The organism is Bizionia myxarmorum, from assembly GCF_008086205.1.
Taxonomy (GTDB): Bacteria; Bacteroidota; Bacteroidia; order Flavobacteriales; family Flavobacteriaceae; genus Algorimicrobium; species Algorimicrobium myxarmorum.
Genome location: NZ_VSKK01000001.1, coordinates 677,213 through 703,603, shown reverse-complemented (window position 1 = coordinate 703,603; position 26,391 = coordinate 677,213). Strand labels below are relative to the sequence as shown.

The window sequence follows — 26,391 nt, the reverse complement described above, 5'->3', positions numbered from 1 at the left end:
TCTTTATCGCATAATTGCGAAAACTTTAATGTTTGTGCAGGTTTAAGCTCCCTCCCGATGGGAGGGTTGGGGTGGGACTATTTTAGACCCGTACTCCCAAAACCACCTTCACCTCTATCCGTTTCAGATAGACTTTCTTCTACTTGCCATTCCGCACGTTCATGCTTTGCGATAACTAATTGGGCAATGCGTTCCCCGTTTTGAATGGTAAAATCTTCATTGGATAGGTTAACTAGAATCACGCCAATTTCACCACGATAATCGGCATCAATGGTACCAGGAGCATTTAAAACGGTAATCCCATTTTTAGCTGCTAATCCGCTTCGTGGTCTTACTTGGGCTTCAAAACCGATAGGAAGTTCAATAAATAATCCAGTTCCCACAATGCTGCGCTCCAATGGTTTTAAAATTCGTGATTCTGAAATATTCGCCCGTAAATCCATACCTGCGGACGCCATAGTTTCATAGTGAGGCAAGGCATGATTGGATTTATTGATGATTTTAATAGTCATATTATGATTTTAATAATTGTCTAATTTGTTTGTGCTCCCACATATATACGATGCCCAAAAATACAATTAACATTGGGATTCCGATGGCAAAGTTACCTCTAAAATAGTAAAACGATATTACAGAAAGTCCAATGGAAAGTATCATGTAAACACCAATTTTCTTTAAATTATAAGGAATTGGGTAATATTTACGGCCATAATAATACGATAGCAACATCATGATGGTGTACGCAATTAAAGTGGCAATAGCCGATGCTTTATAACTGTACGTTTTAATAAATAGTATGTTTATCGCTAAAGTTATTAAAGCGCCGATTATGGATATATAAGCACCAAATTTAGTCCTGTCCGTAATTTTGTACCAAACGGATAGGTTGTGATAAATACCTAAACAGAAATTCGCAATTAAAATAATAGGAACAATCCACATGGCTTCCCAGTAATCCTCACTTCTTACAATATAAGGTTTCAACACATCTGCAAAAACGACCACAGACAGTAAAATAATCGATCCCGATGCGACAAAGAACTCTAAAATACGTGCGTAATTTTTTTGCGGGTTCTCGGTTTTCGCATGACTAAAAAAGAAGGGTTCAATACCTAAACGATACGCGGTTGCAAAAAGCGTCATAAACAGCGCAATTTTATAACAAGCGGAATACATACCAATTTCGGTATCGGCAATATCGTTGGGTAACAAGCGATCTAATAAAATACGGTCAAAAGTTTCATTCACCGAGAACGCAACACCTGCAACTAAAACGGGAATGGCATAACGCATCATTTTTTTCCATAAGGCAGTATTGAAACTATAGGTGATTTTAGTGTAGAAAGACACCATAAATGCTAGCGTAACACCACTTGCAATTAGGTTTGCTATAAATATGTAGCTGATTTCAAAATTTGGTAAATAGATGCTTTCAAAAAGTGTTTTCTGCTCTGCTAAATCGGCCAAGTATAATAAAAAGAAAATATTGAGACCCAAATTAATAGCGACGTTTAATATTTTTATAATGGCATACCGCATTGGGCGCTGGGTAGCGCGAAACCAAGCAAATGGTATAATTGCCAAGGCGTCCAGTAGTAGAATCCATATAACCAGTTTGATGTATTTAACATCAATATCTATAAATGCCGCAATCTGATTTTGAAATAACAAAGCCAGAATGAAAAAGCCAAAGGATGATATAATTAGTGATATGGCTGATGTACCAATAACCGAATCTTGATTTTCATCCTTATTAAAAAAGCGAAAGAATGCCGTTTCCATACCATAGGCTAAAACAACATTAAACAGCACAAAGTATGAGAAAATTACCGAGATTTTGCCATATTCTGCTACAGATGATAATACACCTTCCGTTGTGTATAGTGGTACCAAAATAAAACTTAACATACGGGGTAAAACCGTCGCTAATCCGTAAATAAAAGTTTGTTTAAAAAGTGCTTTGAGTCCGCCCAAAATTAAGTAAATGTGTAGCTCTAAATGTATTGAATTACCAACACCTATGAAAGTCTTTGGTTAATGTTTTTAATTTGACAATATCTTTCTAGTCTTTATTAGAAATAAAAAGACCTTTCAGGTTTTGAACTTGAAAGGTCTGATATAGAATTTATAAAAATTACGTTCTAAAAAAATTCTTAATTATTAAGCGCTTCTGCTCTGTTTAACATTTGACTCCGCTATCGCAGCGTCTAATTATTTAAAGCTTCGGCTCTGTTTAACATTTGACTTCGCTATCGCTACGTCTAATTGTTTAAAGCTTCCGCTCTGTTTAACATTTGACTTCGCTATCGCTACGTCTAATTGTTTAAAGCTTCCGCTCCACCAACAATTTCCAAGATTTCGTTAGTAATAGATGCTTGACGTGCTTTGTTATAAGTTAATTTTAATTGATCGCGTAACTCGGTTGCGTTGTCCGTTGCTTTGTGCATAGCTGTCATACGTGCGCCATGTTCTGAAGCGAAGGAATCTCTAATACCTTTATATAATTGTGTTTTTAAAGATTTTGGTATTAGTTGCTCAATGATTTCAATTTTTGAAGGTTCAAAAATATAATCTAATGTTACATTTTCATCCTTTTCAATTGGAACAATTGGTAGAAACTGCTCGACCATAATTTCTTGAGTAGCTGCGTTTTTAAATTTGTTATAAACGATTTCGATTTTATCAAATTCGCCAGCAACAAACTTATCCATTAGCATTTGGGCAACATCAGCAACATTTTCGAAGGTTAAATCTTCGAAAATTTCACTTTTATTAGAAATAATGCATCCTGTTTTTTTGAATGCATCGTTTGCTTTTTTACCAATGGCTACATAGGAAACTTGTTTTCCAGCATATCTTTCAGTAGAAATTCTGTTAACGGCCTTAATAATATTTGAATTAAAAGCACCACACAAACCTCTATTTGAGGTGATAGCTACAATAAGAACTTTGTTCACTTCGCGCTGTTCTGAAAATTTACTTCCAGTTTCAGCGTCTAAAGTTGCGCTTAGATTTTGTAATAGCTCGGTTAACTTATCTGCATAAGGACGCATAGCTGTAATAGCATCTTGTGCCTTCTTTAACTTTGCAGCCGATACCATTTTCATGGCACTGGTAATTTGCATCGTTGAGGATACGGATGTTATTCTGTTACGTATTTCTTTTAAGTTTGCCATATTTTCCTCTCCTAACCTCTCCAAAGGAGCGGGATTGATTCGTTCAAATATTTAATTCTTTCTCTGTTTTCTCCCATTAGGAAGTTTTAGAGAGTTTACTTTCTATATTTAGCTGATAAATCTTTAGCTACCAATATTAAGGTATCTGTAACTTCATCAGTTAATTTTCCTGCTTTTAAAGAGGCTAACACATCACTATGTTTCGCTTTTAAGAATTCTAGGTAATCACGTTCAAATTCTTTTACTTTTTCAACTGGCACATCTCTTAATAAGTTTTTAGATCCAGCGTAGATAATTGCTACTTGATCTTCAACTGTAAAAGGATCATTTTGTGCTTGTTTTAAAATTTCAACGTTACGTTTTCCTTTGTTAATTACATTTAAAGTAACCGCATCTAAATCAGATCCAAATTTCGCGAAAGCTTCTAATTCACGGTATTGTGCTTGATCTAATTTTAAAGTACCAGCCACTTTTTTCATGGATTTAATTTGGGCGTTACCACCAACACGAGATACAGAAATACCTACGTTAATTGCTGGACGAACACCAGAGTTAAATAAATCACCATCCAAGAAAATCTGACCATCTGTAATAGAAATAACGTTTGTTGGAATATATGCTGAAACGTCACCTGCCTGTGTTTCAATAATTGGCAATGCCGTTAAAGAACCACCACCTTTTACCATTGGCTTTAAAACGTCTGGTAAATCGTTCATTTCTCTAGCAATATCATCATTGTTTATAATCTTTGCAGAACGCTCTAATAAACGAGAGTGTAAGTAGAAAACGTCACCTGGATACGCCTCACGTCCTGGTGGACGACGTAACAATAAGGATACTTCACGGTATGCAACAGCTTGTTTAGATAAATCATCAAAAACAATTAATGCTGGACGACCTGTATCTCTAAAGTACTCACCAATTGCAGCTCCTGCGAAAGGCGCATAAACTTGCATTGGAGCAGGATCAGATGCATTAGCTGCAACAATAGTTGTATAGGCTAAAGCTCCTTTTTCCTCTAATGTTTTTGCGATTAAAGCTACTGTAGACGCTTTTTGTCCGATAGCAACATATATACAATATACAGGATTTCCTGCATCGTAAAATTCTTTTTGATTTAAAATAGCATCAATACAAACCGTAGTTTTACCAGTTTGACGGTCACCAATAACCAACTCACGTTGACCGCGACCAACAGGAATCATTGCATCAATAGCTTTAATACCTGTTTGTAAAGGTTCTGTTACAGGCTCACGATAAATAACACCTGGTGCTTTACGCTCCAAAGGCATTTCATAAGTTGTACCAGCAATTGGGCCTTTACCATCAATAGGCGTTCCTAATGTATCCACCACACGACCAACAATACCTTCACCTACATTAATAGATGCAATACGGCCAGTACGCTTAACTATTGAGCCTTCACGTACACCAATTGAAGGTCCAAGTAATACAATACCTACGTTATCTTCTTCAAGATTCAGTACAATACCTTCTAATCCACCGTCAAATTCTACTAATTCTCCATATTGTGCATTTGAAAGTCCGTAAGCACGTACAATACCATCACCAACAGTTAATACTGTTCCTACTTCGTCCAATGAAGCACCTGCTTCAAAATTCGAAAGTTGTGCTTTTAAGATTGCTGATATTTCAGCTGGTTTTACTTCTGCCATTTTAATAAAGTATTAAGTCTTCAGTATTAAGATATAAGTACCGAAACTGTATATTTAATTTATTGTAAATTCTCTTTTTAATTTGTTTAATTTATTGGAAATGCTTGCATTGTATTGAACGTCTCCAACGCGTAAAATGAAACCACCTAAAATGCTTTCATCCACTATATTTTTAACTGTTACTTCCTTATTGGTTAACTCTTTAATTTTAGCCAATACTTTTATTTCCACCTCTTCGGTCATTGCCACAGCCGTTGTTACCGTTGCAGACTCTTTACCATTTTGAATATCAAATAACTCTGAATATTTATCTGCTATAGCATCCACTAGGTAAAGACGCTTATTAGCATCTAAAACCTTAAAAAGCTCCATTGTCATTGGATTAACATCTGGAAAAACTTGTAATAATATGGCTTTTTTAGTCTCCGATTTTACTACTGCATTTTTAAGAGAATCATCCAAATTTTGATTATCCTTAAGGGTTTTTGAAATTAAAACCATATCGGTATTAATAGCTTCGGTAACCTGTTTTTCGGTTGCTAAACTTAATACTGCTTTTGCATAACGTATTGCTGCTCTTGTTCCTGCCATGTTTTCCTATCCTAAATCCTCTCTTCATTAACTGCGCTACACACAGGCTTGGTAAGGACTTCGTTTAATAATTAATTACTCAAAGTTGCTTCACCTAACATAGACTCAACCAATTCCATTTGTTTGTCTTTATTAGCTAATTCCTGACGTACTACTTTTTCAGCGATTTCAATAGATAAAGAAGCCACTTGCGTTTTCAATTCTGCAATAGCCGATTTCTTTTCATTTTCTATAGCATCTTTAGCTTGCTCAATCATTGAATTTGCTTGTACTTGCGCTTCATCTTTTGCTGCTGTAATCATTTGGTCCTTCATTTCACGAGCTTCTTTTAACATGGAATCTCTTTCCAAACGCGCCTCCTGAAGTAATTTTTCGTTAGATGCATTAAGATTCTGCATTTCTAATTTTGCACTATCAGCAGCATCTAATGCTTCCTGAATTCCATCTTCTCTTGATTGCAAAGCATCCAAAATAGGCTTCCAAGCAAATTTTCTCATCAATAAAATAATTATTAATAAGATAAGAGCTTGCATAAAAAACAAGCCTACCGAAAAATCGTTTAATAAAGTTTCCATACTATATAGATTACTAAAATTCTCTTTTGTTTAATTTAAAACAGTTTCTGCAACCAACCGTTGCAGAAACGTGTTTCTTTGATTTTAGGAAATTCTTATTTCCCTAGGATTAATGCACCGAATGCTAAACCTTCTAATAAGGCACCGATGATGATCATGGCAGTCTGAATTTTTCCAGCTGCTTCTGGTTGACGCGCAATACTTTCCATTGCTTTTCCTCCAATCATACCTAAACCGATACCACCACCGATTACGATTAATCCTGCTCCAATTAAATTGTACATACTAATTTGGTTTTATAAATATTAATTAAACAACTCTTTTTTAATGTTCATCGTGTTCCTCAACAGCCATACCTATAAATAACGATGATAACATCGTGAAAATAAAGGCTTGTAAAAAGGCTACTAAAATTTCAATAAACATGATAAATAATGCTAACACCAATGACATCCCTGTTGATGCTATAGGTCCAAAAGAAGCTTTAAGCGTAATCATTAAAGCTACTAAACTCATTACAATAAAGTGACCTGCCGTTATGTTTGCAAATAAACGCAATAACAATGAAAACGGCTTAATCAAAATAAATCCTACTAATTCGATAACTGCTAAAATTGGTCGTAAAACATAAGGTACACCTGGCATCCATAAGGTATGTGCCCAAAAATCTTTAGTACCACTAACCATATAAATAACCATAGTAAAAATAGCTAAACAAGCTGTTACCGCTATTTGCCCTGTTACGTTAAAGCCAAGTGGCGTTAAACCTAACATATTTAAAATCCAAATAAAGAAAAACACTGTTAGCAAAAAGCCCATGAATTTACGGTACTTTTTCTCACCAATATTTGGGCGTGCAATTTCATCTCGCACATAAATAACTAAAGGTTCTAATATTCTTGAAAATCCTTTTGGAATGATTTTACCTTTCTTATAACCTCTTGCTAATCCACCAAAGGCTAGTAACATTAACAATCCCGTTAATAACATACCGAAAACACTTTTAGTAATAGAAAAATCTAAAACTTTGCTAGCGTTTGTTGGATGATTTGCATCATCAAAGCTAAGCGCTGTTGCATTAGCTTCTAATTCGTATATTTTAGAATGGTACTTTACTAATTTTGTATTGTCCTTGTCAACAATAATAGTTCCGTTGTCATCATGCTGAAATGCCGAAGACATAAAGGCTTTCAAACCATTACTAGTCCAAACCATTACTGGCAAAGGGAATCCATAATGTACACCCGTTTCATTGTTGGTGTATAAATGGAAATCGTGAGAATCTTTAAGGTGGTGCGCAATATACGCCTGAATCTCGTCTGGTGAATCTATTAAATTATTTCCAACAGTATCATCTTGCGCAAATGCCGAAAAAGAAGTTAATGCTAAAACGAATACTACTAAAAACTTGATAGATTTTGTTGCTACCATCATATTTTTTCTAACTAATGAAATTTATGCTCTCCTAAATTTTGTGCAAAGGTAAGTAATAATTTAAAAATCGAACCCCTTTTTAATTAAGTTTTTTTTGTTTTTAATAAACCAGAATAGCGATCTATTTACAAGTATAACTATTTGTTATTTAACAACTTTGCCACTGCAATACCTTCTGTCAGTAAAAAAATAAACAATGGCACAACTAAAGCTATACGTTCGGGCTGTGATAAATTATCGTTTTCAAAAATTGCGTTTTGAAAAATTAATAAAAAGAATCCTATTTTAAAGCACATTAACATGAGGTACATATAACCAGCTTGAGTGGGTATAAGTTCAGCAATAAATTCTATAGCAACATATATTATAAAAACAGCAATAGCATGAAATAAGTACACATGGAACAATGAAAAACTTAAATCTGTGCTGATAAGTTTGGAATGCGTAAAGTAGCTTACCGCAAACAATAGCGTTAAGGTAATAAGCATAATAACAATTCGTTTAATCATCAGAATCTTTATTAGTTAATTTCAAAACTTGATATATTACGGAGGCAATAGCTATGAAAACAGCTATTAATGAAACGATTTTATAATATAGTTGATCGGTGTTATTAAATTTAACATCCAGCCATTCGCCTAACTTACTACCTAAATAAATAGTTAAGCCCATTTGCAAACCTATAGATGTAAATCGGATGTATTTGTTAAGCGGTTTGCTCGACTTGTTTTTTTGTGGTTCTTTCACGCTCACTTTGATTCATTTCTTTGGAAGCACCTTTCATAGCGCAATTAACATTAAATGTAGCTCCTGGCTCTACGGCCAATTTACCTAAAGTAACCTCACCTTCAATATATGCTGTGCTTTTCAAGGTTAAAGTTCCTGTTAGCGATAAAGTGCCTGAAAATTTGCCTTCAAAATAAGCATCTGCTCCTGTTATGGTTCCTTTGACAATTCCTGATTTCCCAACTACAATTTTTCCCGGCGTTTTAATACTACCTTCTACGGTTCCGTCTACTCTAAAATCGCCGTCACTTGCTAAATCACCAATTACAGTAGTACCTTGCGCAATTAGGTTTTGATTAGAAGATGTTTCTGGTTTGGATTTCGTTTTTTTGTTTTCTGAAAACATGGCTATTTATTATTTTGGGGTTTAATTCACTGTCATATAGGAATCCATATTTTTATGGATTTGAAGTGTAGCATAATTGGTTGAGGAAATGCCGAAATGTTGATGCTGAATTTTATCCTTTTTCTTTTCTTCTAATGAAGCAGCATAACCCATTGCACCTTCTTTACTTTTTAATCCATGGACTATAACAAACGTTGTTTCTGGACTATATATATCCGTAGAAACTGTTAAATCGAACACATTTACGTCTTTGGTTTCTTTTTCAAGTTTTTTTACAAATTCTGAAATTCCTTTTTCGTCAGATGCATTAAAATAATACACCACTTTATAATTTGTTTCATCTGGATTATCTACAAAATCCGATTTGCTAATTTTAGGTAATAAATTATCAATAATATCTTGCGCTTGTTCACCTTCTTCGGTATTAGCGTAATTATAGGCTACAAAATTTAAGGCTTTGCTATAGGCTTCATAACCATATAAACGGCCTGTTGCACGTGCTTTTAATAGCTCGAATTTTGGCACTAAATCCTCACCTTCAAAAATAGAAATATAGCGGTCTGCTTCATCAATAACTTCTTGGTATTGCTGATTTTCTGAAGCTGCATATAGGTTTTCATAAACGCTTTCTGGGCTGCTATTATCTTTGGCTAATGCTGATTCTGGATTACTTAATATCAAGGCATAACGCGAATCTGGATAATTTGCAATAATGTCATTTTGAGCAATTTCTGCTTCGGCATTTTGATTTTGAAGCTGATAAATTTTATACAAGTTATACTTACTTGGAACCACTAATTTTTCATCTGGATTAAAAGCTAATAAGGTTTGAAATTTCTCTTTAGATAAATTATATTCCTTAAATTTCTCCTTATAAATAAGTCCTAATTGGTAATAAGCACGGTCGCGTTCACGAACAATACTATCAATAGCTTTTTCATCGGTTGGAATTTGAGCCAAGTAAAATTCTGGGTTAAAAAGTTCATTTTCCACCTCATCTTCTTCCAAAATGGTAATTGATTCATTGGTTTTAGATGTATTAATGCTAGACCAACGCCAGTTATCTTTTAATTCCCGATCGCCCCAGTTTTTTATAAATTCATTTTTACCATAAGAAACGGTTGTTGGATTATAAAAATAAAATTCTGCAGCGCCTCCTGGAGTCGGTCCGCTCGGTTGTCTGACTAAAGAACTTGATGATCCGAAATTATTATTATTTACTTGAATTAAACCTTGCGTACGTTCGCGCTCTGCTTGGCGCTCTTTTTCGGCTTCCGCTTGCACTTTCAAGTTTTGGGTGTAGGTTTCAAAATACGCCGTTCTATCATCAGTAGACATAGCCACTAAACCTAAAATACTATCGTTAGCAACTGCAATATCTTCATAAAGAATGACGTCATCCAAATTTTCGCGTTTACGCTTAATAATTCGGTAAGGTTTGCTATTCATTTTCATATTAAGCATCGTGCTGTCATAATAAGCACCAGCTGTTTTATATTTGGCATCATCAAAATAGATATTACCTAAATTTTCGTAGTCATTAGAAACTAAAATCTTATCAGACGGATTGGTGCGTAAAGATTTATTGTAAAAAGTAGTCGCTAAAGAATCAGCACCATTTTCTAAATGGTATTCAGCAATTTGATAGTAAATCTTGCTTAAAAACGGTCTGTTTTCACGATCCTCCTCTAATTCATGAAGTAATTCTAATAAGGCTACTTTATCGCCTTCCGTAAAATCAAAATTACGTGCTTTCCCCATATAAGAAGCAATACGGTAAGGTCTTGGCGTTTTTCTATTTAAGGCAATTACCTTATCAAAAGCAATATTGGCGCTATCTTTTAACTGTAAACGGTTGTACAATTGAGCTTGAATAAAACGGTATCTACCCGTTTCATCGCTATTTTTAGTCGTATTAGAAGCAACTTCTAATTGCCAAACGGCGCTATCCAAAGATTTGGTGTTTATATAGGCTTGGGCCAACATGGATGAAGCATCAGCTAAATCCTGATCTTCCAATTTCTCAAGATCTATTAAACGTTTTAAATTGGAAATGGCTAAATCATCATTCTCTAAACGAATGTTGGTTTTTTCTCGCCAAATTTTAGCTTGATTAATTTTATCACTTCGCGGATATTTGTAAAGAATGTAGTTGAAAGCTTCTAAAGCAGGTAAAAAACGCTGATCAAAATAACGCGCTTTTCCTAATAAAAGGTAAGCTTCATCAATCTGCGGGTTTTTCTCTTTCCCCTTAATATTCATGCCATGCTTCTGAATAGCTTTAATCGCTTTTTCTTCGGCACGCTCAAAATCTTGGTTTTTAGATTGACCAGGAAGCATGATTTCTTCAGAAATTTGCATGCGTTCTATTGGTAAAATTTCCCAATAATTATCGTCATACGAATCATTCACACTTTTTTGACCACTTTGTAAAGCCAGATGTCCATTGTACAGAATGTTATATTTTGTGGACATCGCATGCATATTGCGACTTAAAAAAGAATCTTTTTTACGCGAGCAACTAGTAACTACTAGCGTGATACTTAAAAGAAAAACTAGGATTCTGAACGAGGTCTTCAACGTTGGTCGTGTTTGATTATACATAACTAAAAACAGTTATATATATTATGTATTGCCGTAAAAATAAGCATCTTTTTGAATTAATATAAAAAAAGAGCAGACTTTTAAAAAGTTGGTGTTCCAGCAAAGTGCGCTTCTAGTTCTTTTAGCGTGGCTGCACTGGTTTTTAAATCTTTAATAATTTCCCCTTTTTCCAGTACTACAATGCGTTCACAAACTTCTGTAACATGTTGTAAATCGTGACTAGAAATTAAAACGGTTACGCCTTTTGTTTCGGCTAAATCTTTAATAATACCTTTTAATCTAATTTGCGTGGTTGGATCTAAATTTGCAAAAGGTTCATCTAAAATAATAACTTCTGGGTTACCAATTAAAGCGGCAACAATGCCAGCTTTCTTCTGATTTCCTTTACTTAAATCGCGCAAATATTTTTTCTGATTTAATATTTCGCCATGGAAAAAATCTTCAAACTGCGCTATTAATTGATCCACTTCGGTTTTACTCTGACCGCGTAATTCGCCAATAAAATAGAAATATTCTTCAGCGGTTAAATAGCCTATTAAAAAACTTTCATCAATAAATGAAGATGTAAAGGGTTTCCAGTCTTCACTTTCATTTACTAAAACATTGTTATTATTTATGTAACCTGTTGTTGGTTCAATTAAATCCAGCAATAAACTAAAATAGGTTGTTTTTCCGGCGCCGTTGTTTCCAACTAAACCAAAACTTTGACCTTTAGGAATTTCTAATGATTCTATATGAAGAACCTGAACGCCGTTATATTTTTTTGAAAGATTAGAGGTAATTATCATGGATGATTTTTATTAAATGATTGATTATTTTTTTTCACTGTATGCAGCAATAGTTTTGTATTTACCTTTCTGGTAAACCTTTTCTATTTGACTTAAAAAGAAATTTTTGAAAACAATTCCAGCAACACCACTTAAAGCCAACACTATAATGCCGGTTTCAAAATTGACTAGTTTATAAGGAATATAAAACAACCCCATGGGCAGTATGAATTTAGGCAAACTTATCAGCAATTGTGTTGGGTTAAATCCTTGGGTATTACTAAATGCTTTGGCTTTGGTATTTAACTCAACAGGCATTCTATTCAAAGCACCGCCAAATAACGTAATAAAAGAGTTTAAACCAATATTAAATAAAGCGCCGGCGGCTATCATTCCGAAAATTTTCCAACCAAAATAGATATAAGGTGTACTTAAAACAAAAGAGATAGCAACGGCCGTTACCATTAAATACCATTTAGACTCCAAATATTTCCGGTATGGTATATTTTGACTCATCAACATTTTATAATACTCACTGTCCCAAGAAGGAACCAATTGACCAAAGGTCATTAAAAAACCACCTGTAATAAACATGGATGCAAAAGCTAGCAAAGCAGGCATATCTTTATAAGTATCTTGGGTGTAAAATAGTAAACCATAAAATAAAAACAAGAAAGACATCATCATGGTTTGCTTCGGTCTAGCATTTCGCCAAATTAATTTTATGTCGTTCTTTAAAAAGGGCGCAATACTTCCAAATCTATTAAACCACGATAAATCTGTTGCTTCCACCGCTTTAATTTTTTTAGAAACAGCATCATCTAAATAAAACCCATTTTTTACATACTTAAAGTTTAGGTTGTATAACAGAACTAATAAAACCAAGGGAATCACTACTAAATAAGGCTGGTTATAAAGTGCATTAAAAGCCAGTCCGATAGGCTCTAAAGCAGAATAAATATCAAAATATTTCAGACCAATTAAGGCTAATAATAAGGTTAAAGTAATATAAAATACGGTGTTACTTTTATTAACTAAAAAGTTGAAAAAATTGATACATAAAGTTATTAATACAATAGATAAGAACCAACCTAATACATTAACTGCTGGATACCCTTTGTACAGTAACACAACGCTGAAAGGCAAAAATAGAAATAGTGATAAGAAGTTGAAAAAAGAGATGGCCGTTTTCCCTAATAAATAATGAATAACGGTGTTTCTCTTAATAGGAATAACCATTAAAGGTTTCACATTCATAACAGGTAATTGCTGCATGAAATAACGAATGAGTATTTCAAATAAAAACCAATAAATTATAAAGTTATTGATGGTAACAATTGGATCTACATCGGGAATGGCCTTTTTAGCGATAAAAAATAAAAAGGCTCCCAAAAAAATAGCAATGCCTCCAAAATAAATAGCTCCTAAAATCAGGAATATTTTTATAACAAGTCCCTTTTGAAAATATGAAGCCCTTTTGAATTGTTTCCACTCGTGGCTTATAAATTGTTTAATCATTTTTCAGTGTTTGGTTGCGTATAGGTATCTTAAAAACATAAAATGTTACATATTATATTCTGGATACGTTTTTTGAAGGTGAAAATTAGCATTATTTGGCAAAACAACTGTCCTGATATACCTATAAATTATTATAAATATAAAAATGTTTGAATTCATTAGTATTTCAAAAGCAATGAAATATTTGTATATGTGATGAAATTCAGAGAAAATTTAACGCCTATAAATTTTTGAATAATTTTGATCAATTATATGTTTAAAAACAAAGGCTTCACTATTTTTGTAAAAAATCATTTATATGTCACACTTTCATACACTTTCTGTTAAAGAACTTCATAGAGAAACGGATAAATCGGTTACCATTAGCTTTAATGTTCCTGCCGACTTAAAATCTGTTTTTGCTTTTCAAGCTGGTCAGTATATAACTTTAAAAACAAACTTGAATGGTGAGGAAATTCGTCGAGATTATTCCTTGTGTTCATCTCCAAAAAGTGGTGAATTGAAAGTAGCCGTAAAAGAAGTATCCGATGGCACTTTTTCGGCTTATGCTAATAATGATTTAAAAGTTGGAGATCAGTTAGAAGTTGCGCCACCAAAAGGCCGCTTCGTTTTTGAGCCTAATGATAAGAAAACAAAAAACATAGCCTTATTTGCCGCAGGTAGCGGAATTACACCTGTTTTAAGTATTATAAAATGTGCTTTGGAAGAAGAAGTACACAGTAAAGTAATCTTGGTTTATGGTAATAAAACAACTCAAGACACCATGTTTTTAGATGAGTTGTTGAAATTACAAGGTGCTTATCAAGATCGTTTTACCATACAATTTGTTTTCAGCCAAGCGGATGAAACAGACGCTATTTTTGGTCGTATTGAAAAAAGTACCGTCAATTTCGTTATGAAAAATAAGCATAAAAATATTGAAGTAGATGCTTATTATTTATGCGGACCAGAAGCCATGATTCATATGGTGAAAGATGTTTTGGAAGAACATAATGCACCAAAAGATCGGGTTCATTTTGAACTATTTAAAGCGGCTAAAGCCGGTGAAGATAATACTACAGGCGTTATAGCGGACGGTAAAACTCAAATTACCATTGTTCTTGACGATGAAGAAACAACTTTTGAAATGGCTCAAAAGCAAACCGTTTTAGAAGCTGCTTTAGATGAAGATTTAGATGCGCCTTACTCTTGCCAAGGTGGAATTTGTAGTAGTTGTTTAGCACGTATTACCGAAGGTGAAGCAACCATGCGCCAGAATAATATACTAACGGATAGTGAAGTGGCTTCGGGACTAATTTTAACCTGTCAAGCACATCCAACAACGCCTACTTTGAAGGTGGATTATGATGATATTTAAAACGAGAGGTTAGAGACTAGAGGTTGGACCGCTTTGCTTTTAGATTTTAGACACAAGATTTAAGCGAGTGATTTTTTTGACACGAATTACACGGATTTTCACGAATTTGATTGTGTTATTATTGCACGGAGTTTCGCGGAGAATTTTTGCTAATATTAAAATCGGAACCCACGACTTAACCTTCCTAACGGCAGACAGGAATCAAACAACTTAACGTCTTTGCGTCTTTGCGAGAATAAAACAAATTTAGCTTAGAACAACTTTAATTTTTTCAACAACCGCCTCAACAGAAACACCTCCAGCCGCATGCTTATAATCGTCTGGATATTTATTACCATAAATAGACGTTGGAATTTTAGGATATTGTTTTCTATCAGCTACCAAAGCATAATCGTCTGGTTGATTAAAAGGCGCAAATCCAGCAAACGGATGCGTAACGCCCCAAATAGTCACCACTTTTACGCCAAGCATAGCTGCTAAATGCGCATTTCCAGAATCCATGGAAAGCATCACATCTAAATTTGAAATAACATCCAACTCTTCGCTAAACTGTAATTTTCCAGCCAAATTGATAATACCATCTGTTTCAGATTCAAAATCATTTAAAATAGCAATTTCATTTTCGCCACCACCAAATAATAAAACTTGATAGTTTTTAGAAAGTTCTTTAATTACTTGTGCCATGAGGTCTAATGGATACTTTTTGCCATCATGAGCTGCAAAAGGTGCAATTCCAATACGTTTCTTGTTTGAACCCCTAATTATCTCTAAAATTTCAGCATGTAAAGTTACTGGTTTTGGGAAACTAGGCTTGCTTAAATCTAATGGAAAACCGAGAGTTTCAAAAACATCAGCATAGCGTTGACTCGTTGTTTTTAGTTGCTCGAACTTCTTGCCTTTTACTAAATCCTTTTTAGACTTTCGACCTTTATCAATGCTGGCAATTTCTCGAGCATAAATTAAAAATTTTAAAATCTTCGTTCGCAAAACATTGTGCAAATCGGCAATAGCATCACAGTTTTCCCTTCTTAATTCTCGAGATAATTTGTACAAACCTAAAAGCCCTTTATGTTCGCCTTTTAAATCCGCATGAAAAACGGTTACGTTATTCAAATCCCGAAATAATGGTCGAAAAAAAGCCCGAGTTAAAACCGTTAGTTTTACATCGGGATATTGTTGTGTAAACGCGCGAAGCACAGGAACCGTCATAGCAACATCGCCCATTGCGGAGAGTCTAATAACGAGTATGTGCTTGGGTTTGGACATTTGTTACACTATTGACCTTTCGCCTGCGCTCAAGGTGACAATCAAAGCTTTGAATATTATTTAGAATGAAGTTTATTTTTGAGAACGCAATACGGGATTCAGCTCGTCATCATTGTACATTTTCATTTGCTTATACACTTTCATGTACTTATCGCCTTTTTCAATGTCCGCCAACAAGGTATCAATTGCCGTAGAAAGATCCACGCGCTGTTCTAATAATACATTCAATTTGGTTTGGCAAGCCGCTAAATGCGCATCTGTAGCATCCGTACGGGTTGCTTCCTCATTCATATGATACACTTTAAGCGCCAGAATAGACAATCTATCAATTCCCCAAGCAGGACTTTCCGTATTGATGGTTGCGTTGGCTTTTGGCTTTACATGATTGTATTTCTCAAGAAAATAGCTATCAATATATTCTACCATATCCGTTCTGTCTTGGTTAGAAGCATCAATTTGACGTTTCAATTTTAGCGCAGCAACTGGATCAATTTGTGGATCGCGAATAATATCTTCATAATGCCATTGCACCGTATCTATCCAGCTTTTTCTATATAACAAATGTTCTAATAAATGCGAATCTTTATTATAAGGATTGCTAAAAGACTGGTCTACAGTATTTTCAACGTGATACTTTTCTATAACGTCTTGAAATATTTTATTGGCTTTTTCTGAAAACATGATATCAAAATTTTGAAACACAAATATAAACCTATTTATTAACTTTACAGTTCAAAACAAAACCAAAACAGGATGCATATTCACAATATCTCGCTTCAAAATTCTATATTAAATTCCTTTATTTCTGAAATGCGGGACGTCCATATTCAAAAAGATCCGATGCGATTTAGACGAAATATTGAGCGTACTGGTGAAATTTTAGGCTATGAATTAAGCAAGTCTTTCAACTATAAACCTTTAGATATTCAAACACCTTTAGGCACAGCTTCAGAAAACGTAACGACTGATGATATTGTTCTATGTTCCATTTTACGCGCTGGTGTGCCACTTCATAATGGATTATTGAATTATTTTGATAAGGCCGAAAATGCCTTTATTTCTGCCTACAGACATCACAAAAATAAACCTGAAAGTTTTGAAATTATTGTGGAATATTTAGCTTGTCCAAGTCTAGAAGGTAAAACTCTTATTTTGGCAGATCCGATGTTGGCAACTGGTCAATCTATGGTGGCAACTTTTGAAGCTTTAAAACCCTTTGGAACGCCTAAAGCAGTGCATTTAGTTAGTGTTATTGGAGCGCAAGAAGGTTTAGATTATGTATCTAAACATTTTGATGCCGACACGCATTTATGGATTGCAACTGTAGATGAAAAGCTGACCGAGCAAGGCTATATTATGCCGGGTTTAGGGGATGCTGGCGATTTAGCTTTTGGCGAAAAATTACAAAACTAAATTTACAAAAGGCGCTAAAATTAAAATCCAGATTAAGATTTCTCGGAACCATCTTTCTGAAACTAATTCAATATAATTAGTGACAATTAATGCCAATGGTGCGATTAGAAATATAAATTCGGCACCTGTTTTTTCTGGTGCTATAATGATAATAATGACGGCTATAATTGCCGAAAACAAGATTAAAACATAGGATGGTCTGTAGCTTTTAGACTTATTTTTTAAATTCTGTAGATAATAAAATAGCGACCAAATAAAATACGAAAAGAAAATAGTGGCGGCAATAATTATTTGCCGAATGTTGAGCGGTGTAAAATCGAAACTTTGACTAATATCGAATCTTTCTAGATAATCTGAAATATCCATTTTCATTATAATTAAAACAGAAACAGAAATCATAGATACTAAAGCCACGCCAAGAATGGGGATAATCCAATCTTTTACATCATTAATAGCAAATAATAAAAGTGCTGCAAAAAGCACGATGAAAAATAAGGCACTCCAAAAATAAAGTAGGGTGGCTAGACTAATCCAAATGGTAGCGTCTAGTATTTTTTTCTTCTGATCTTTTTGGGAACGCAGACTAACCAAGCGTCTTAAAGCTAATAAAATGAATAAATTGGCAATGACTAGTTTCGTGTTCAAGAAAGTTTGAAACATTAAAATCATGAATAAGCCATAAAACAGTAGGTTATAGCTGTTTTTTTTAGTCAATTTATTCTTGATAGTGAAGAAATCAAAAATAAAAATGGATAGCACACAAACGCCAAATAAAGCCAACTGTTTTAGAACGTAAACAAAGCTTATTTCAGGGTTTACCTGCCATTTAGCAAACATAAATCCCACAAATAGCACCATTGTAATTATTACAAAATGAATAGGTGATGCTCTTCTAAAAAACTTTGAAATCATAGAGTTTAAACTAAATCGCGACTGTTGGATTTATAGATTATGGTAAATTACTAACATTCTCCTCAAATTATTCACGTTTAAATTGAAAAAGATGTAATTTTGTAGCATTGGATAATTAATAAAAAAATTTCGTGCTCTTAATTTGAGCCTTAAAAAATTTACTATCATGACTGATTTCTTTGCCGCAATTGAGGATTTATTTGTAAATGTTTTATTTGCACCCTTTGATGCTTTAAGAGCTTTAGAGCTTGAAAGCTGGGTAGCAGCAAATGCCGTTAATTGGTTGTTATTGCTAGTTGGTTTTGTTGCATTTGTATACTGGATGTTACAACTTAAAAAATTCAACGATAACAATGAAGAAGATAAAAGTATCTCTTCGCATAGTTATTTATAAATCGAAACCAATATCTTTTCTATAATACATCTTATCAAAATGTAGCTTGTCTATATTTTGATAAGATTTTTTTAGTGCCTCATCGTAGGTACTTCCATAGCTTGTTATAGCCATTACGCGGCCACCAGAAGTAATCACTTTATCATCTTTTATGATAGAACCCGCGTGAAAAGCTAAAACATTTTCCAGCTTATTTAAACCTGTAATTTCTTTCCCCTTTTCATAGGCTTCTGGATAACCACCAGACACCAACATAATGGTTGTAGCTGCTCTTTCATCTATCTCAATCGTTATCGTATCCAGAGTTTGATTGGCAATGGCTTGAAAAATTTCTACTAAATCATTTTTTAAGCGGGGAAGCACCACTTCTGTTTCAGGATCGCCCATTCTAACGTTGTATTCAATAACTTTAGGTTCGTCACCTACTTTTATTAAACCAATAAAAACGAATCCTTTATAAGGTAATTTATCTTTTTGAAGTCCGTTAATAGTTGGTTTTACAACTTGCTCTTCAATTTTATTTAAAAATTCAGGGGTTGCAAAAGGAACCGGCGAAACCGCGCCCATGCCACCTGTATTTAATCCTGTATCACCTTCACCAATACGCTTGTAATCTTTAGCGGTTGGCAAAATTTTATAATTTTTCCCATCAGTTAAAACAAAACAACTTAATTCTATACCATCTAGAAACTCTTCAATTACCACTTTGGTGCTAGCTTCACCAAATTTAGCATCTACTAGCATGCTTTTCAGTTCGGCTTTCGCTTCTGCCAAATCATTTAAAATTAAAACACCTTTACCAGCTGCTAAACCATCCGCTTTTAAAACATAGGGAGGATTCAAAGTTTCTAAAAATGCATATCCTGCTTCAACCGTTTCTGCACTGAAACTTTCATAAGCGGCCGTTGGAATATTATGACGAATCATAAATTCCTTTGCAAACTCCTTACTACCTTCTAATTCTGCTGCTGCTTTTTCTGGACCGATAACAGAAATATGCTTTAAAGCCTCATCATTTAAAAAGAAATCATGAATACCTTGAACTAGCGGATCTTCAGGACCAACAACTACCATGTCAATTTTCTTATCTAAAACCAGCGTTTTTATAGCTTCAAAATCGGTAACGCTAATTGCCACATTTTCAGCAATAGCATCCGTTCCCGAGTTTCCTGGTGCTACAAAAAGTGACCTACACAAAGGACTTTGTTTCAATTTCCAAGCAAAAGTATGTTCTCTTCCGCCAGACCCTAATATTAAAATATTCATGTTGTTGTTGTTTGCTGCAAAAATAATTGCTTTTAAGCTTAAAAAACAATTATTTTACAAAAACATCTAAAGCCAACTTCTTTTGAATTTATTTGATCTTTCACTACAATTTAATGGGTTCCCGATAAAAAAAGCCGAACAGGTTTTAAAAGGTATTCACGAATTGTCTGAAATTGAATTTGATAATTTTATTCATCAGAAAAAAAAAGACATTGTAGCCTATCATTTTAAAAACAACCCGTTTTATAAAGATTTTGTAAAAAATGCAGACATAACGGATTGGAATTCAATTCCAGTTATGACTAAATATGATTTACAAAAGCCTTTGGAAGAGCGACTTTCTGATGGTTTTAGTCTTAAAAATGTTTATATAAATAAAACATCTGGTTCCTCTGGACATCCATTTACGTTTGCAAAAGATTACGACTGTCACGCATTAACTTGGGCTGTAATTAAAAATCGATTTGGTTGGTATGGCTTGGATTTTAATAGTTCCAAACAAGCCCGATTTTATGGCATTCCTTTGGATAAAAAGGGTTATTATAAAGAGCGCTTTAAAGATTTTTTAAGTAGTAGGTATCGGTTTTCTGTTTTTGATTTAAGTGATAATGCTTTTAAAAGCGCGATTAAAAAATTCGAAACCACCAAATTTGACTATTTAAATGGTTACACCAGTTCTTTGGTGCAATTAGCGAAGTTTTTGAAAAGCCAAGGTCTTGTCTTGAAGCAGATTTGTCCCAGTTTAAAAGCCTGCGTGGTGACGTCAGAAATGCTTTTTGAGGATGATAAAATACTTATGGAAGCGCAATTTAGTATTCCTGTTATTAATGAATATGGGGCTTCTGAACTCGATTTAATAGCTTTTCAGAATCCTGAAAATGAATGGCAAATTAATAGCGAAACATTATATGTTGAAATTTTAGATGCTGAAAATCGCGTATTACCTTTTGGAGAAGAAGGTCGCATAGTAATCACGTCACTTTTTAACAAAGCGCATCCCTTTATTCGTTATGATATTGGTGATATTGGTATAATTTCAGAAAGTAGCACGCTTAAAAAACCCATTTTAAAAAAATTAATTGGTAGAACTAATGATATAGCTATTTTACCTAGCGGAAAAAAAGCAGCTGGATTAACGTTTTATTACATTACAAAAAGTATTATTGAAGACACGAGTTTGGTTAAAGAGTTTATAATTGAACAACTAAAACCGGATACTTTTAAAGTTATTTATGCTAGTTCTGAACTCTTATCCAAAGCGAAAACAGAAGAAGTAACTCAAGCCATGACGCGCTATTTAGAACCTAATTTAACCATAGTATTTGAGCGACAAGATGTTTTAACACGTTCAAAAAGTGGTAAATTGAAGCAATTTTCTTCATATATAAAACCTAATCAATGATTTTAGAAAAATACCGCATAGTGCAAAACAACAGCTGTTTATCTTGAAAGAAATTCTCATTATAACAAGTTATTTCCCACCTGAAACTGGCGCCGCTTCCAATCGGATTTTTCATTTGGCTACAGGTTTAGAAAAACAGCATTTTAAGGTTTCTGTAATTACACCTTTACCTAATTACCCTAAAGGTGAAATTTTTAAGGCCTATCGTGGGAAATTCAAACAAACAACAACAGAAAACACTATAACTATTCATCGTTTATGGCTATTTGCGAGTAATTCTAAAAACAAAGTTCTACGATTAATCGCTATGATTTCTTATAGTTTGAGTCTGATTTGGTTTTTTATGTGGCATAAAATTCCGAATACTGTTATTGTACAATCACCACCCTTATTGGTAGCTTTTACTTGCATGTTATTTTTAAAACGTAAAACGAGGAAGTTGATTTTAAATGTTAGTGATTTATGGCCTATTGCCGGATTGGAATTGGGAGCATTTAAAATGAATTTCACTTATAAACTTCTAGAAAAAATAGAATATTTCAATTATAAAAAAGCAGATTTAATTTTGGGTCAGAGTAACGAAATATTAACCCATATTAAAACATTATTTCCTGAAAAAGATTTATTTCTATATAGAAACTACCCAGATTTCGAGAAGCCAGAAATCACAACAAAATCATTGAACTCTAAAAAGATAACAGTTGTTTATGCGGGATTACTAGGCATGGCGCAGGGGATTTTCAAACTGTGCAAATCTTTGGATTACGCTAAAATAGATTTTCATATTTATGGGGCTGGTGCGGAACAACAAAATATAATAGATTTTATTTCTGAAAATCCGTTGTTACCTATAACCTACCATGGCGAAGTATCTCGAGAAGAATTGCATCTAGCTCTAATTAACTACGATTTAACCATTATCCCGCTCTTAAACAGGATTTATGGCTCTGTGCCTTCAAAAATATTTGAATACGCTAAATTAGGGCTTCCAGTGCTTTATTTCGGTGGTGGTGAAGGTGAAACTTTAATAGAAAAACACCATTTGGGTTGGTTGGCAGATGCTGGCAATTATAAACATTTAAATAGTGTGCTACAATCTATTGATAAACAGGAGCTAGGTTTAGAGAAACGTGCAGAAATTCAACAGATTGCAAAAGCGCATTTCGATTTTAACACACAACTATTAGCTCTAAAAGAAAAACTTTAATAGGCTTTGTCTTCGCCTTTAACGGCATTTATGAATGTTTTGATAACAACCTTCATGTCCAGAAGTAGGGACCAGTTTTCAATATAGAAAATATCAAATTTCACACGACCAATAATATCTTTATCTGATTCTACCTCACCACGAAAACCACTAATCTGTGCTAAACCTGTGATTCCTGGCTTTACAAAATGACGTACCATAAATTTATCAATACGTTTAGCGTACATGTTGGTGTGACTTACCATATGCGGTCTTGGCCCTACAACAGACATGTCACCGAAAAGCACATTAAAAAACTGCGGTAATTCATCAATACTCGTTTTACGAATAAATCGGCCAGTTCTAGTAATTCGTTGGTCGCCACGAGTTACTTGATACAAATGCGCATCTTTATTAGGCATCATGGATCGGAATTTATAGCAATCAAACTCTTTATAGTTAAAACCATTTCTAGATTGTTTAAAGAAAACAGGTCCTTTCGATTCCATTTTAATCAAAATAGCAATAATTGGTGTTAACCATGATAAAACGAAAATGATAACGAAAGATGAGAATATAATATCAAAAAGTCGTTTTATAAATTGATTTGCAGAATCTTCGAGTGGAATATTTCTTAAGGATAAAATAGGAATATAGTCATAATACTCATACTTCAATTTCTTGGAATAGATGTCTTTATTATCTGGTAAAAATTTAAGAATGATTAAATTATTATCAGCAAAATCAATAACTCTATTCATTTGTGCATTCGAAAGTTCGGATATAGAACAATAAACTTCATCAATCGCTTCACTTTTTAAAAAGTGAAAACAAGATTCCAAATCAAAAGCTTCCGTGTTTTTTAAGCTAAACGTTTTTTGATGCTTATACCCATATTCTGGATTGGAATTAAAGAATTTCTCTAACGCTATTGTTTGCTTATTTCGACCTATAATGGCTGTAGTTCTATAGTTTCCACCAAAAGATGATCGGTATTTTTGAAGTAAATAATAAAAGGCGAATTTAAAAACAGCTATAAGCAAAAATGAATAGGCAACATACTTAAGTATATTGCTAGGCTTCATATTAAGCTCATGATAAAAGCCTGAAAATGCTAAAACAAACAGCGCAAAAAACACCATCTGTCTGAAAATTAATGTGAGAATAGTTATTTCACGCGTATAGCGATAAACCTCATAAAATTTAGAATTTACGGATATAAAAACCCATCCTAAGGTGATTATAAATGAAAACACCACGGGATCTACAAACGTAAAAAAGTAAAAAACTGCCAACCCATTTATGATGCCTAAATCAACTAAATAAGAAATAGGCCTAATATAAATAGAGTATCTACCGTGTTTTATTTGGCTCATTAATTTTTAATATGCTTTGAAAAATCTTTATGCTCGCTTTTGGTTAATTCCTCTGCAGACAATTGTTTAAAATAACTAAAGGTTTTTTCCATGCCTTCAGCCCGATCTACTTTTGGTGTCCAGTTTAATAACTTTTTAGCTAAAGTAATATCCGGTTGTCTTTGCAACGGATCATCAGTTGGAAGTTCTTTATATATTATTTTCTGATTGGTTCCTGTTAGTTTTATTATTTCTTCAGCAAAATCCTTGATCGTGATTTCGTGAGGATTTCCAATATTTACCGGGTAGGAATAATCACTGAAAAGCAAATTATAAATACCTTCTACTTGATCATCTACGTAACAAAAAGAGCGTGTTTGCGCTCCATTTCCAAAAACAGTCAAATCTTCACCGCGTAAAGCTTGACCCATAAAAGCTGGAATAACACGACCGTCATTTAGTCGCATTCGTGGTCCGTAGGTATTAAATATACGCACGATTCTAGTTTCTAAACCATGAAATCTGTGATAAGCCATAGTTATTGATTCTTGAAAGCGCTTGGCTTCATCATAAACGCCGCGTGGTCCAATGGTATTTACATTTCCATAATAATCTTCAGTTTGTGGGTGTACTAGCGGATCACCATAAACTTCTGAAGTGGAGGCAATAAGTATTCTAGCGTTTTTAGCTTTTGCTAAACCTAATAAATTATGAGTTCCTAAAGAACCTACTTTTAAGGTTTGAATCGGTATTTTTAAATAATCTATTGGGCTTGCTGGTGATGCGAAATGAAGGATATAATCCAATTCACCTTCAATTTTGATAAACTCGGTAACATCATGTTCTATAAACATGAAATTAGGGTGATTTAATAAATGTTTGATATTTTTTGAATCGCCAGTAATGTAGTTGTCCATGCCAATTACAAAAAAGCCTTCTTTTATAAAACGATCACTTAAATGCGATCCTAAAAAGCCTGCAGCTCCTGTTATTAATACTTTTTTCATTCTCCTAATGTCTTTCTTCCTATTGAGCTGTAATAAAAACCTTCGCTTTTTATGTCTTGAACATCATATAAATTTCTACCGTCAAAAATAACCGGCGCATTCATCTGTGCTTTCAATTTATTAAAATCTGGTGTCCTAAAGATACTCCATTCTGTACAAATTATCAAAGCATCGGCGTTTTCTATGGCCTCATACATATCATTTGCAAAATTAATTTGCTCACCAAATTTCCGTTTTACATTTTCCATAGCTTCTGGATCAAAAGCGGTAATGGAAACGCCTTGTTTTAGAAGGTCTTCAATAATATATAACGCAGGTGCCTCACGAATGTCATCAGTTTCAGGTTTAAAAGCTAAACCCCAAATTGCTATTTTTTTATCTTTTAAATCACCTTTGAAGAATGCATCAATACGCGGTAAAAGAACGCGTTTTTGACGGTCGTTAACTTTTATAACGGCGTTTAAAATATCAAAATCATAATTATTATCTTTTCCTGATTTATGCAAAGCTTTCACATCTTTAGGAAAACAAGAACCACCATAACCGATACCTGGAAATAAAAAGCGCTTTCCAATACGGGAGTCTGTTCCCATACCAATACGCACTTTATCAACATCTGCGCCTACTTTTTCACAAAAGTTAGCAATTTCATTCATGAAAGTAATTTTCGTAGCCAAAAAAGCATTGGCCGCGTATTTGGTAAGTTCTGCAGATTTCTCATCCATAATGATTATTGGATTTCCTGAACGTACAAAGGGTTTATAAAGCTTCTGCATCAAATGGGTAGCTTTATCGGAACTAGAACCAATGACAATGCGTTCTGGTTTTAGGAAATCTTCTACAGCGAAACCTTCTCGTAAAAATTCTGGATTAGAAACCACATCAAATTCTACTGTTGTTTCTTTGGCAATGGTTTGAGCAACGCGATCAGCTGTTCCTACTGGAACGGTACTTTTATCAACTATTACTTTATAACTTTTTAAGAGTTTTCCAATATTTTTGGCGGCTCCAAGAACATACGATAAATCGGCAGAACCATCTTCATCCTCTGGTGTTGGTAGAGCAAGGAAAATAATTTCGCCATGCTCTAAGCCTTCTTCTAAAGAGGTTGAAAATTTTAAACGATCAGCTTTTATATTTCTTTCAAACAGTGTGTCCAGTAGCGGCTCATAAATGGGAACAATACCATCCTGCATTTTTTTAACTTTATCTTCATCAATGTCTATGCATAAAACATTGTTACCCGTTTCCGCTAAGCATGTGCCAGTTACTAAACCTACGTAGCCTGTTCCTATTACTGATATGTTCATGTTTTATTATTTAATAGTGACAAAAATAGGGAAGTAGGATGAAAAAAAAC

26 protein-coding genes are annotated in these 26,391 nt (G+C 33.9%); 5 read left to right on the top strand and 21 right to left on the bottom strand.

The genetic code is table 11. The annotated features are described in order from the left end of the window. Positions 1-77 precede the first annotated feature (77 nt). The 14 genes from dut to ES674_RS03105 all read right to left on the bottom strand — a co-directional run bounded on the left by dut (position 78) and on the right by ES674_RS03105 (position 13,473). The gene (dut, locus tag ES674_RS03170; RefSeq protein WP_148402531.1) at positions 78-512 is read right to left on the bottom strand and encodes a dUTP diphosphatase; all 435 of its coding nucleotides are present in this window, start codon (positions 510-512) and stop codon (positions 78-80) included. A gap of 1 nt (position 513) precedes the next feature. Beyond that, positions 514-1,974, bottom strand: a complete 1,461-nt coding sequence (locus ES674_RS03165) for an oligosaccharide flippase family protein (RefSeq protein WP_148402530.1) — start codon at positions 1,972-1,974, stop codon at positions 514-516. 341 nt (positions 1,975-2,315) lie between these two features. Continuing rightward, complete coding sequence (gene atpG, locus ES674_RS03160) at positions 2,316-3,176, bottom strand: ATP synthase F1 subunit gamma (RefSeq protein WP_148402529.1); 861 nt, start codon at positions 3,174-3,176, stop codon at positions 2,316-2,318. A gap of 95 nt (positions 3,177-3,271) precedes the next feature. Further along, on the bottom strand, positions 3,272-4,852 hold the full coding sequence (gene atpA / locus ES674_RS03155; protein ID WP_148402528.1) for a F0F1 ATP synthase subunit alpha: 1,581 nt from the start codon (positions 4,850-4,852) through the stop codon (positions 3,272-3,274). Between the two features lie 54 nt (positions 4,853-4,906). After that, positions 4,907-5,443: an ATP synthase F1 subunit delta gene (atpH, locus tag ES674_RS03150; RefSeq protein WP_148402527.1), complete on the bottom strand. Its 537-nt coding sequence runs from the start codon at positions 5,441-5,443 to the stop codon at positions 4,907-4,909. A 71-nt stretch (positions 5,444-5,514) separates the two neighbouring features. Then, complete coding sequence (locus tag ES674_RS03145; protein WP_148402526.1) at positions 5,515-6,018, bottom strand: F0F1 ATP synthase subunit B; 504 nt, start codon at positions 6,016-6,018, stop codon at positions 5,515-5,517. Positions 6,019-6,113: 95 nt separating this feature from the next. Beyond that, positions 6,114-6,302, bottom strand: a complete 189-nt coding sequence (gene atpE / locus ES674_RS03140) for an ATP synthase F0 subunit C (protein ID WP_148402525.1) — start codon at positions 6,300-6,302, stop codon at positions 6,114-6,116. Positions 6,303-6,342: 40 nt separating this feature from the next. Beyond that, entirely contained in the window at positions 6,343-7,452 is a 1,110-nt protein-coding gene (atpB, locus tag ES674_RS03135) for a F0F1 ATP synthase subunit A (RefSeq protein WP_148402524.1), read from the bottom strand. Between the two features lie 137 nt (positions 7,453-7,589). Next, positions 7,590-7,961 carry a DUF6168 family protein gene (locus ES674_RS03130; RefSeq protein WP_148402523.1) on the bottom strand — a complete coding sequence of 124 codons (372 nt, stop codon included), beginning with the start codon at positions 7,959-7,961 and terminating at the stop codon, positions 7,590-7,592. After that, positions 7,954-8,199, bottom strand: a complete 246-nt coding sequence (locus tag ES674_RS03125) for an AtpZ/AtpI family protein (RefSeq protein WP_148402522.1) — start codon at positions 8,197-8,199, stop codon at positions 7,954-7,956. The genes ES674_RS03130 and ES674_RS03125 overlap by 8 nt, the downstream gene beginning before the upstream one ends. Further along, positions 8,159-8,584 (bottom strand): bactofilin family protein, encoded by a 426-nt coding sequence (locus ES674_RS03120; RefSeq protein ID WP_148402521.1) that lies wholly within the window; start codon positions 8,582-8,584, stop codon positions 8,159-8,161. Before ES674_RS03120 ends, ES674_RS03125 begins: the two co-directional genes overlap by 41 nt. A gap of 21 nt (positions 8,585-8,605) precedes the next feature. Further along, positions 8,606-11,188, bottom strand: coding sequence for a type IX secretion system periplasmic lipoprotein PorW/SprE (porW, locus tag ES674_RS03115; RefSeq protein WP_456236617.1), 2,583 nt, complete (start codon positions 11,186-11,188; stop codon positions 8,606-8,608). A gap of 80 nt (positions 11,189-11,268) precedes the next feature. Then, positions 11,269-11,976: an ABC transporter ATP-binding protein gene (locus tag ES674_RS03110; protein WP_148402519.1), complete on the bottom strand. Its 708-nt coding sequence runs from the start codon at positions 11,974-11,976 to the stop codon at positions 11,269-11,271. 24 nt (positions 11,977-12,000) lie between these two features. Then, positions 12,001-13,473, bottom strand: coding sequence for a DUF5687 family protein (locus ES674_RS03105; RefSeq protein WP_148402518.1), 1,473 nt, complete (start codon positions 13,471-13,473; stop codon positions 12,001-12,003). A gap of 298 nt (positions 13,474-13,771) precedes the next feature. On the opposite strand from ES674_RS03105, the gene ES674_RS03100 reads away from it, so the two are divergent. Next, positions 13,772-14,830, top strand: coding sequence for a ferredoxin--NADP reductase (locus tag ES674_RS03100; RefSeq protein ID WP_148402517.1), 1,059 nt, complete (start codon positions 13,772-13,774; stop codon positions 14,828-14,830). 246 nt (positions 14,831-15,076) lie between these two features. Here ES674_RS03100 and ES674_RS03095 read toward each other — a convergent pair whose 3' ends face one another. After that, positions 15,077-16,096, bottom strand: a complete 1,020-nt coding sequence (locus tag ES674_RS03095) for a glycosyltransferase family 9 protein (RefSeq protein ID WP_246125961.1) — start codon at positions 16,094-16,096, stop codon at positions 15,077-15,079. 72 nt (positions 16,097-16,168) lie between these two features. Further along, positions 16,169-16,777 carry a DUF4254 domain-containing protein gene (locus ES674_RS03090; RefSeq protein ID WP_148402516.1) on the bottom strand — a complete coding sequence of 203 codons (609 nt, stop codon included), beginning with the start codon at positions 16,775-16,777 and terminating at the stop codon, positions 16,169-16,171. 72 nt (positions 16,778-16,849) lie between these two features. On the opposite strand from ES674_RS03090, the gene upp reads away from it, so the two are divergent. Beyond that, a complete protein-coding gene (upp, locus tag ES674_RS03085) occupies positions 16,850-17,509 on the top strand; it encodes a uracil phosphoribosyltransferase (protein WP_148402515.1) in 660 nt (219 codons plus the stop codon). Here upp and ES674_RS03080 read toward each other — a convergent pair. Next, on the bottom strand, positions 17,498-18,421 hold the full coding sequence (locus ES674_RS03080) for a DUF6427 family protein (RefSeq protein WP_148402514.1): 924 nt from the start codon (positions 18,419-18,421) through the stop codon (positions 17,498-17,500). The genes upp and ES674_RS03080 overlap by 12 nt on opposite strands. A 166-nt stretch (positions 18,422-18,587) precedes the next feature. Here ES674_RS03080 and ES674_RS03075 point away from each other — a divergent pair, with 166 nt between their 5' ends. Continuing rightward, on the top strand, positions 18,588-18,815 hold the full coding sequence (locus ES674_RS03075) for a DUF6341 family protein (protein WP_148402513.1): 228 nt from the start codon (positions 18,588-18,590) through the stop codon (positions 18,813-18,815). Here ES674_RS03075 and purD read toward each other — a convergent pair. Continuing rightward, positions 18,810-20,081: a phosphoribosylamine--glycine ligase gene (gene purD / locus ES674_RS03070; RefSeq protein ID WP_148402512.1), complete on the bottom strand. Its 1,272-nt coding sequence runs from the start codon at positions 20,079-20,081 to the stop codon at positions 18,810-18,812. The genes ES674_RS03075 and purD overlap by 6 nt on opposite strands. An 82-nt stretch (positions 20,082-20,163) precedes the next feature. On the opposite strand from purD, the gene ES674_RS03065 reads away from it, so the two are divergent. Next, the gene (locus ES674_RS03065; protein ID WP_148402511.1) at positions 20,164-21,483 is read left to right on the top strand and encodes a phenylacetate--CoA ligase family protein; all 1,320 of its coding nucleotides are present in this window, start codon (positions 20,164-20,166) and stop codon (positions 21,481-21,483) included. 43 nt (positions 21,484-21,526) lie between these two features. Continuing rightward, on the top strand, positions 21,527-22,690 hold the full coding sequence (locus ES674_RS03060) for a glycosyltransferase family 4 protein (protein WP_148402510.1): 1,164 nt from the start codon (positions 21,527-21,529) through the stop codon (positions 22,688-22,690). On the opposite strand, the gene ES674_RS03055 is transcribed toward ES674_RS03060, so the two are convergent. From ES674_RS03055 to ES674_RS03045, 3 genes are read right to left on the bottom strand one after another with little or no spacing between them, the layout of a single operon-like run. After that, positions 22,687-24,045 carry an undecaprenyl-phosphate glucose phosphotransferase gene (locus tag ES674_RS03055; protein WP_148402509.1) on the bottom strand — a complete coding sequence of 453 codons (1,359 nt, stop codon included), beginning with the start codon at positions 24,043-24,045 and terminating at the stop codon, positions 22,687-22,689. The two genes, ES674_RS03060 and ES674_RS03055, sit on opposite strands and share 4 nt — an antisense overlap. Next, positions 24,045-25,031, bottom strand: coding sequence for a UDP-glucuronic acid decarboxylase family protein (locus ES674_RS03050; RefSeq protein ID WP_148402508.1), 987 nt, complete (start codon positions 25,029-25,031; stop codon positions 24,045-24,047). The genes ES674_RS03055 and ES674_RS03050 overlap by 1 nt, the downstream gene beginning before the upstream one ends. After that, positions 25,028-26,341: a UDP-glucose dehydrogenase family protein gene (locus tag ES674_RS03045; protein WP_148402507.1), complete on the bottom strand. Its 1,314-nt coding sequence runs from the start codon at positions 26,339-26,341 to the stop codon at positions 25,028-25,030. Before ES674_RS03045 ends, ES674_RS03050 begins: the two co-directional genes overlap by 4 nt. Positions 26,342-26,391 lie beyond the last annotated feature (50 nt).

Coding starts and splice junctions, on each gene's coding strand:
- upp (WP_148402515.1), top strand. CDS start 16,850: ATGCATATTCACAATATCTCGCTTCAAAATTCTATATTAAATTCCTTT.
- ES674_RS03050 (WP_148402508.1), bottom strand. CDS start 25,031: ATGAAAAAAGTATTAATAACAGGAGCTGCAGGCTTTTTAGGATCGCAT.
- ES674_RS03075 (WP_148402513.1), top strand. CDS start 18,588: ATGACTGATTTCTTTGCCGCAATTGAGGATTTATTTGTAAATGTTTTA.
- dut (WP_148402531.1), bottom strand. CDS start 512: ATGACTATTAAAATCATCAATAAATCCAATCATGCCTTGCCTCACTAT.
- ES674_RS03080 (WP_148402514.1), bottom strand. CDS start 18,421: ATGATTTCAAAGTTTTTTAGAAGAGCATCACCTATTCATTTTGTAATA.
- ES674_RS03130 (WP_148402523.1), bottom strand. CDS start 7,961: ATGATTAAACGAATTGTTATTATGCTTATTACCTTAACGCTATTGTTT.
- ES674_RS03090 (WP_148402516.1), bottom strand. CDS start 16,777: ATGTTTTCAGAAAAAGCCAATAAAATATTTCAAGACGTTATAGAAAAG.
- ES674_RS03110 (WP_148402519.1), bottom strand. CDS start 11,976: ATGATAATTACCTCTAATCTTTCAAAAAAATATAACGGCGTTCAGGTT.
- atpH (WP_148402527.1), bottom strand. CDS start 5,443: ATGGCAGGAACAAGAGCAGCAATACGTTATGCAAAAGCAGTATTAAGT.
- ES674_RS03105 (WP_148402518.1), bottom strand. CDS start 13,473: ATGATTAAACAATTTATAAGCCACGAGTGGAAACAATTCAAAAGGGCT.
- ES674_RS03045 (WP_148402507.1), bottom strand. CDS start 26,341: ATGAACATATCAGTAATAGGAACAGGCTACGTAGGTTTAGTAACTGGC.
- purD (WP_148402512.1), bottom strand. CDS start 20,081: ATGAATATTTTAATATTAGGGTCTGGCGGAAGAGAACATACTTTTGCT.
- porW (WP_456236617.1), bottom strand. CDS start 11,188: ATGTATAATCAAACACGACCAACGTTGAAGACCTCGTTCAGAATCCTA.
- ES674_RS03100 (WP_148402517.1), top strand. CDS start 13,772: ATGTCACACTTTCATACACTTTCTGTTAAAGAACTTCATAGAGAAACG.
- atpG (WP_148402529.1), bottom strand. CDS start 3,176: ATGGCAAACTTAAAAGAAATACGTAACAGAATAACATCCGTATCCTCA.
- ES674_RS03055 (WP_148402509.1), bottom strand. CDS start 24,045: ATGAGCCAAATAAAACACGGTAGATACTCTATTTATATTAGGCCTATT.
- ES674_RS03120 (WP_148402521.1), bottom strand. CDS start 8,584: ATGTTTTCAGAAAACAAAAAAACGAAATCCAAACCAGAAACATCTTCT.
- atpB (WP_148402524.1), bottom strand. CDS start 7,452: ATGATGGTAGCAACAAAATCTATCAAGTTTTTAGTAGTATTCGTTTTA.
- atpA (WP_148402528.1), bottom strand. CDS start 4,852: ATGGCAGAAGTAAAACCAGCTGAAATATCAGCAATCTTAAAAGCACAA.
- ES674_RS03095 (WP_246125961.1), bottom strand. CDS start 16,096: ATGTCCAAACCCAAGCACATACTCGTTATTAGACTCTCCGCAATGGGC.
- atpE (WP_148402525.1), bottom strand. CDS start 6,302: ATGTACAATTTAATTGGAGCAGGATTAATCGTAATCGGTGGTGGTATC.
- ES674_RS03145 (WP_148402526.1), bottom strand. CDS start 6,018: ATGGAAACTTTATTAAACGATTTTTCGGTAGGCTTGTTTTTTATGCAA.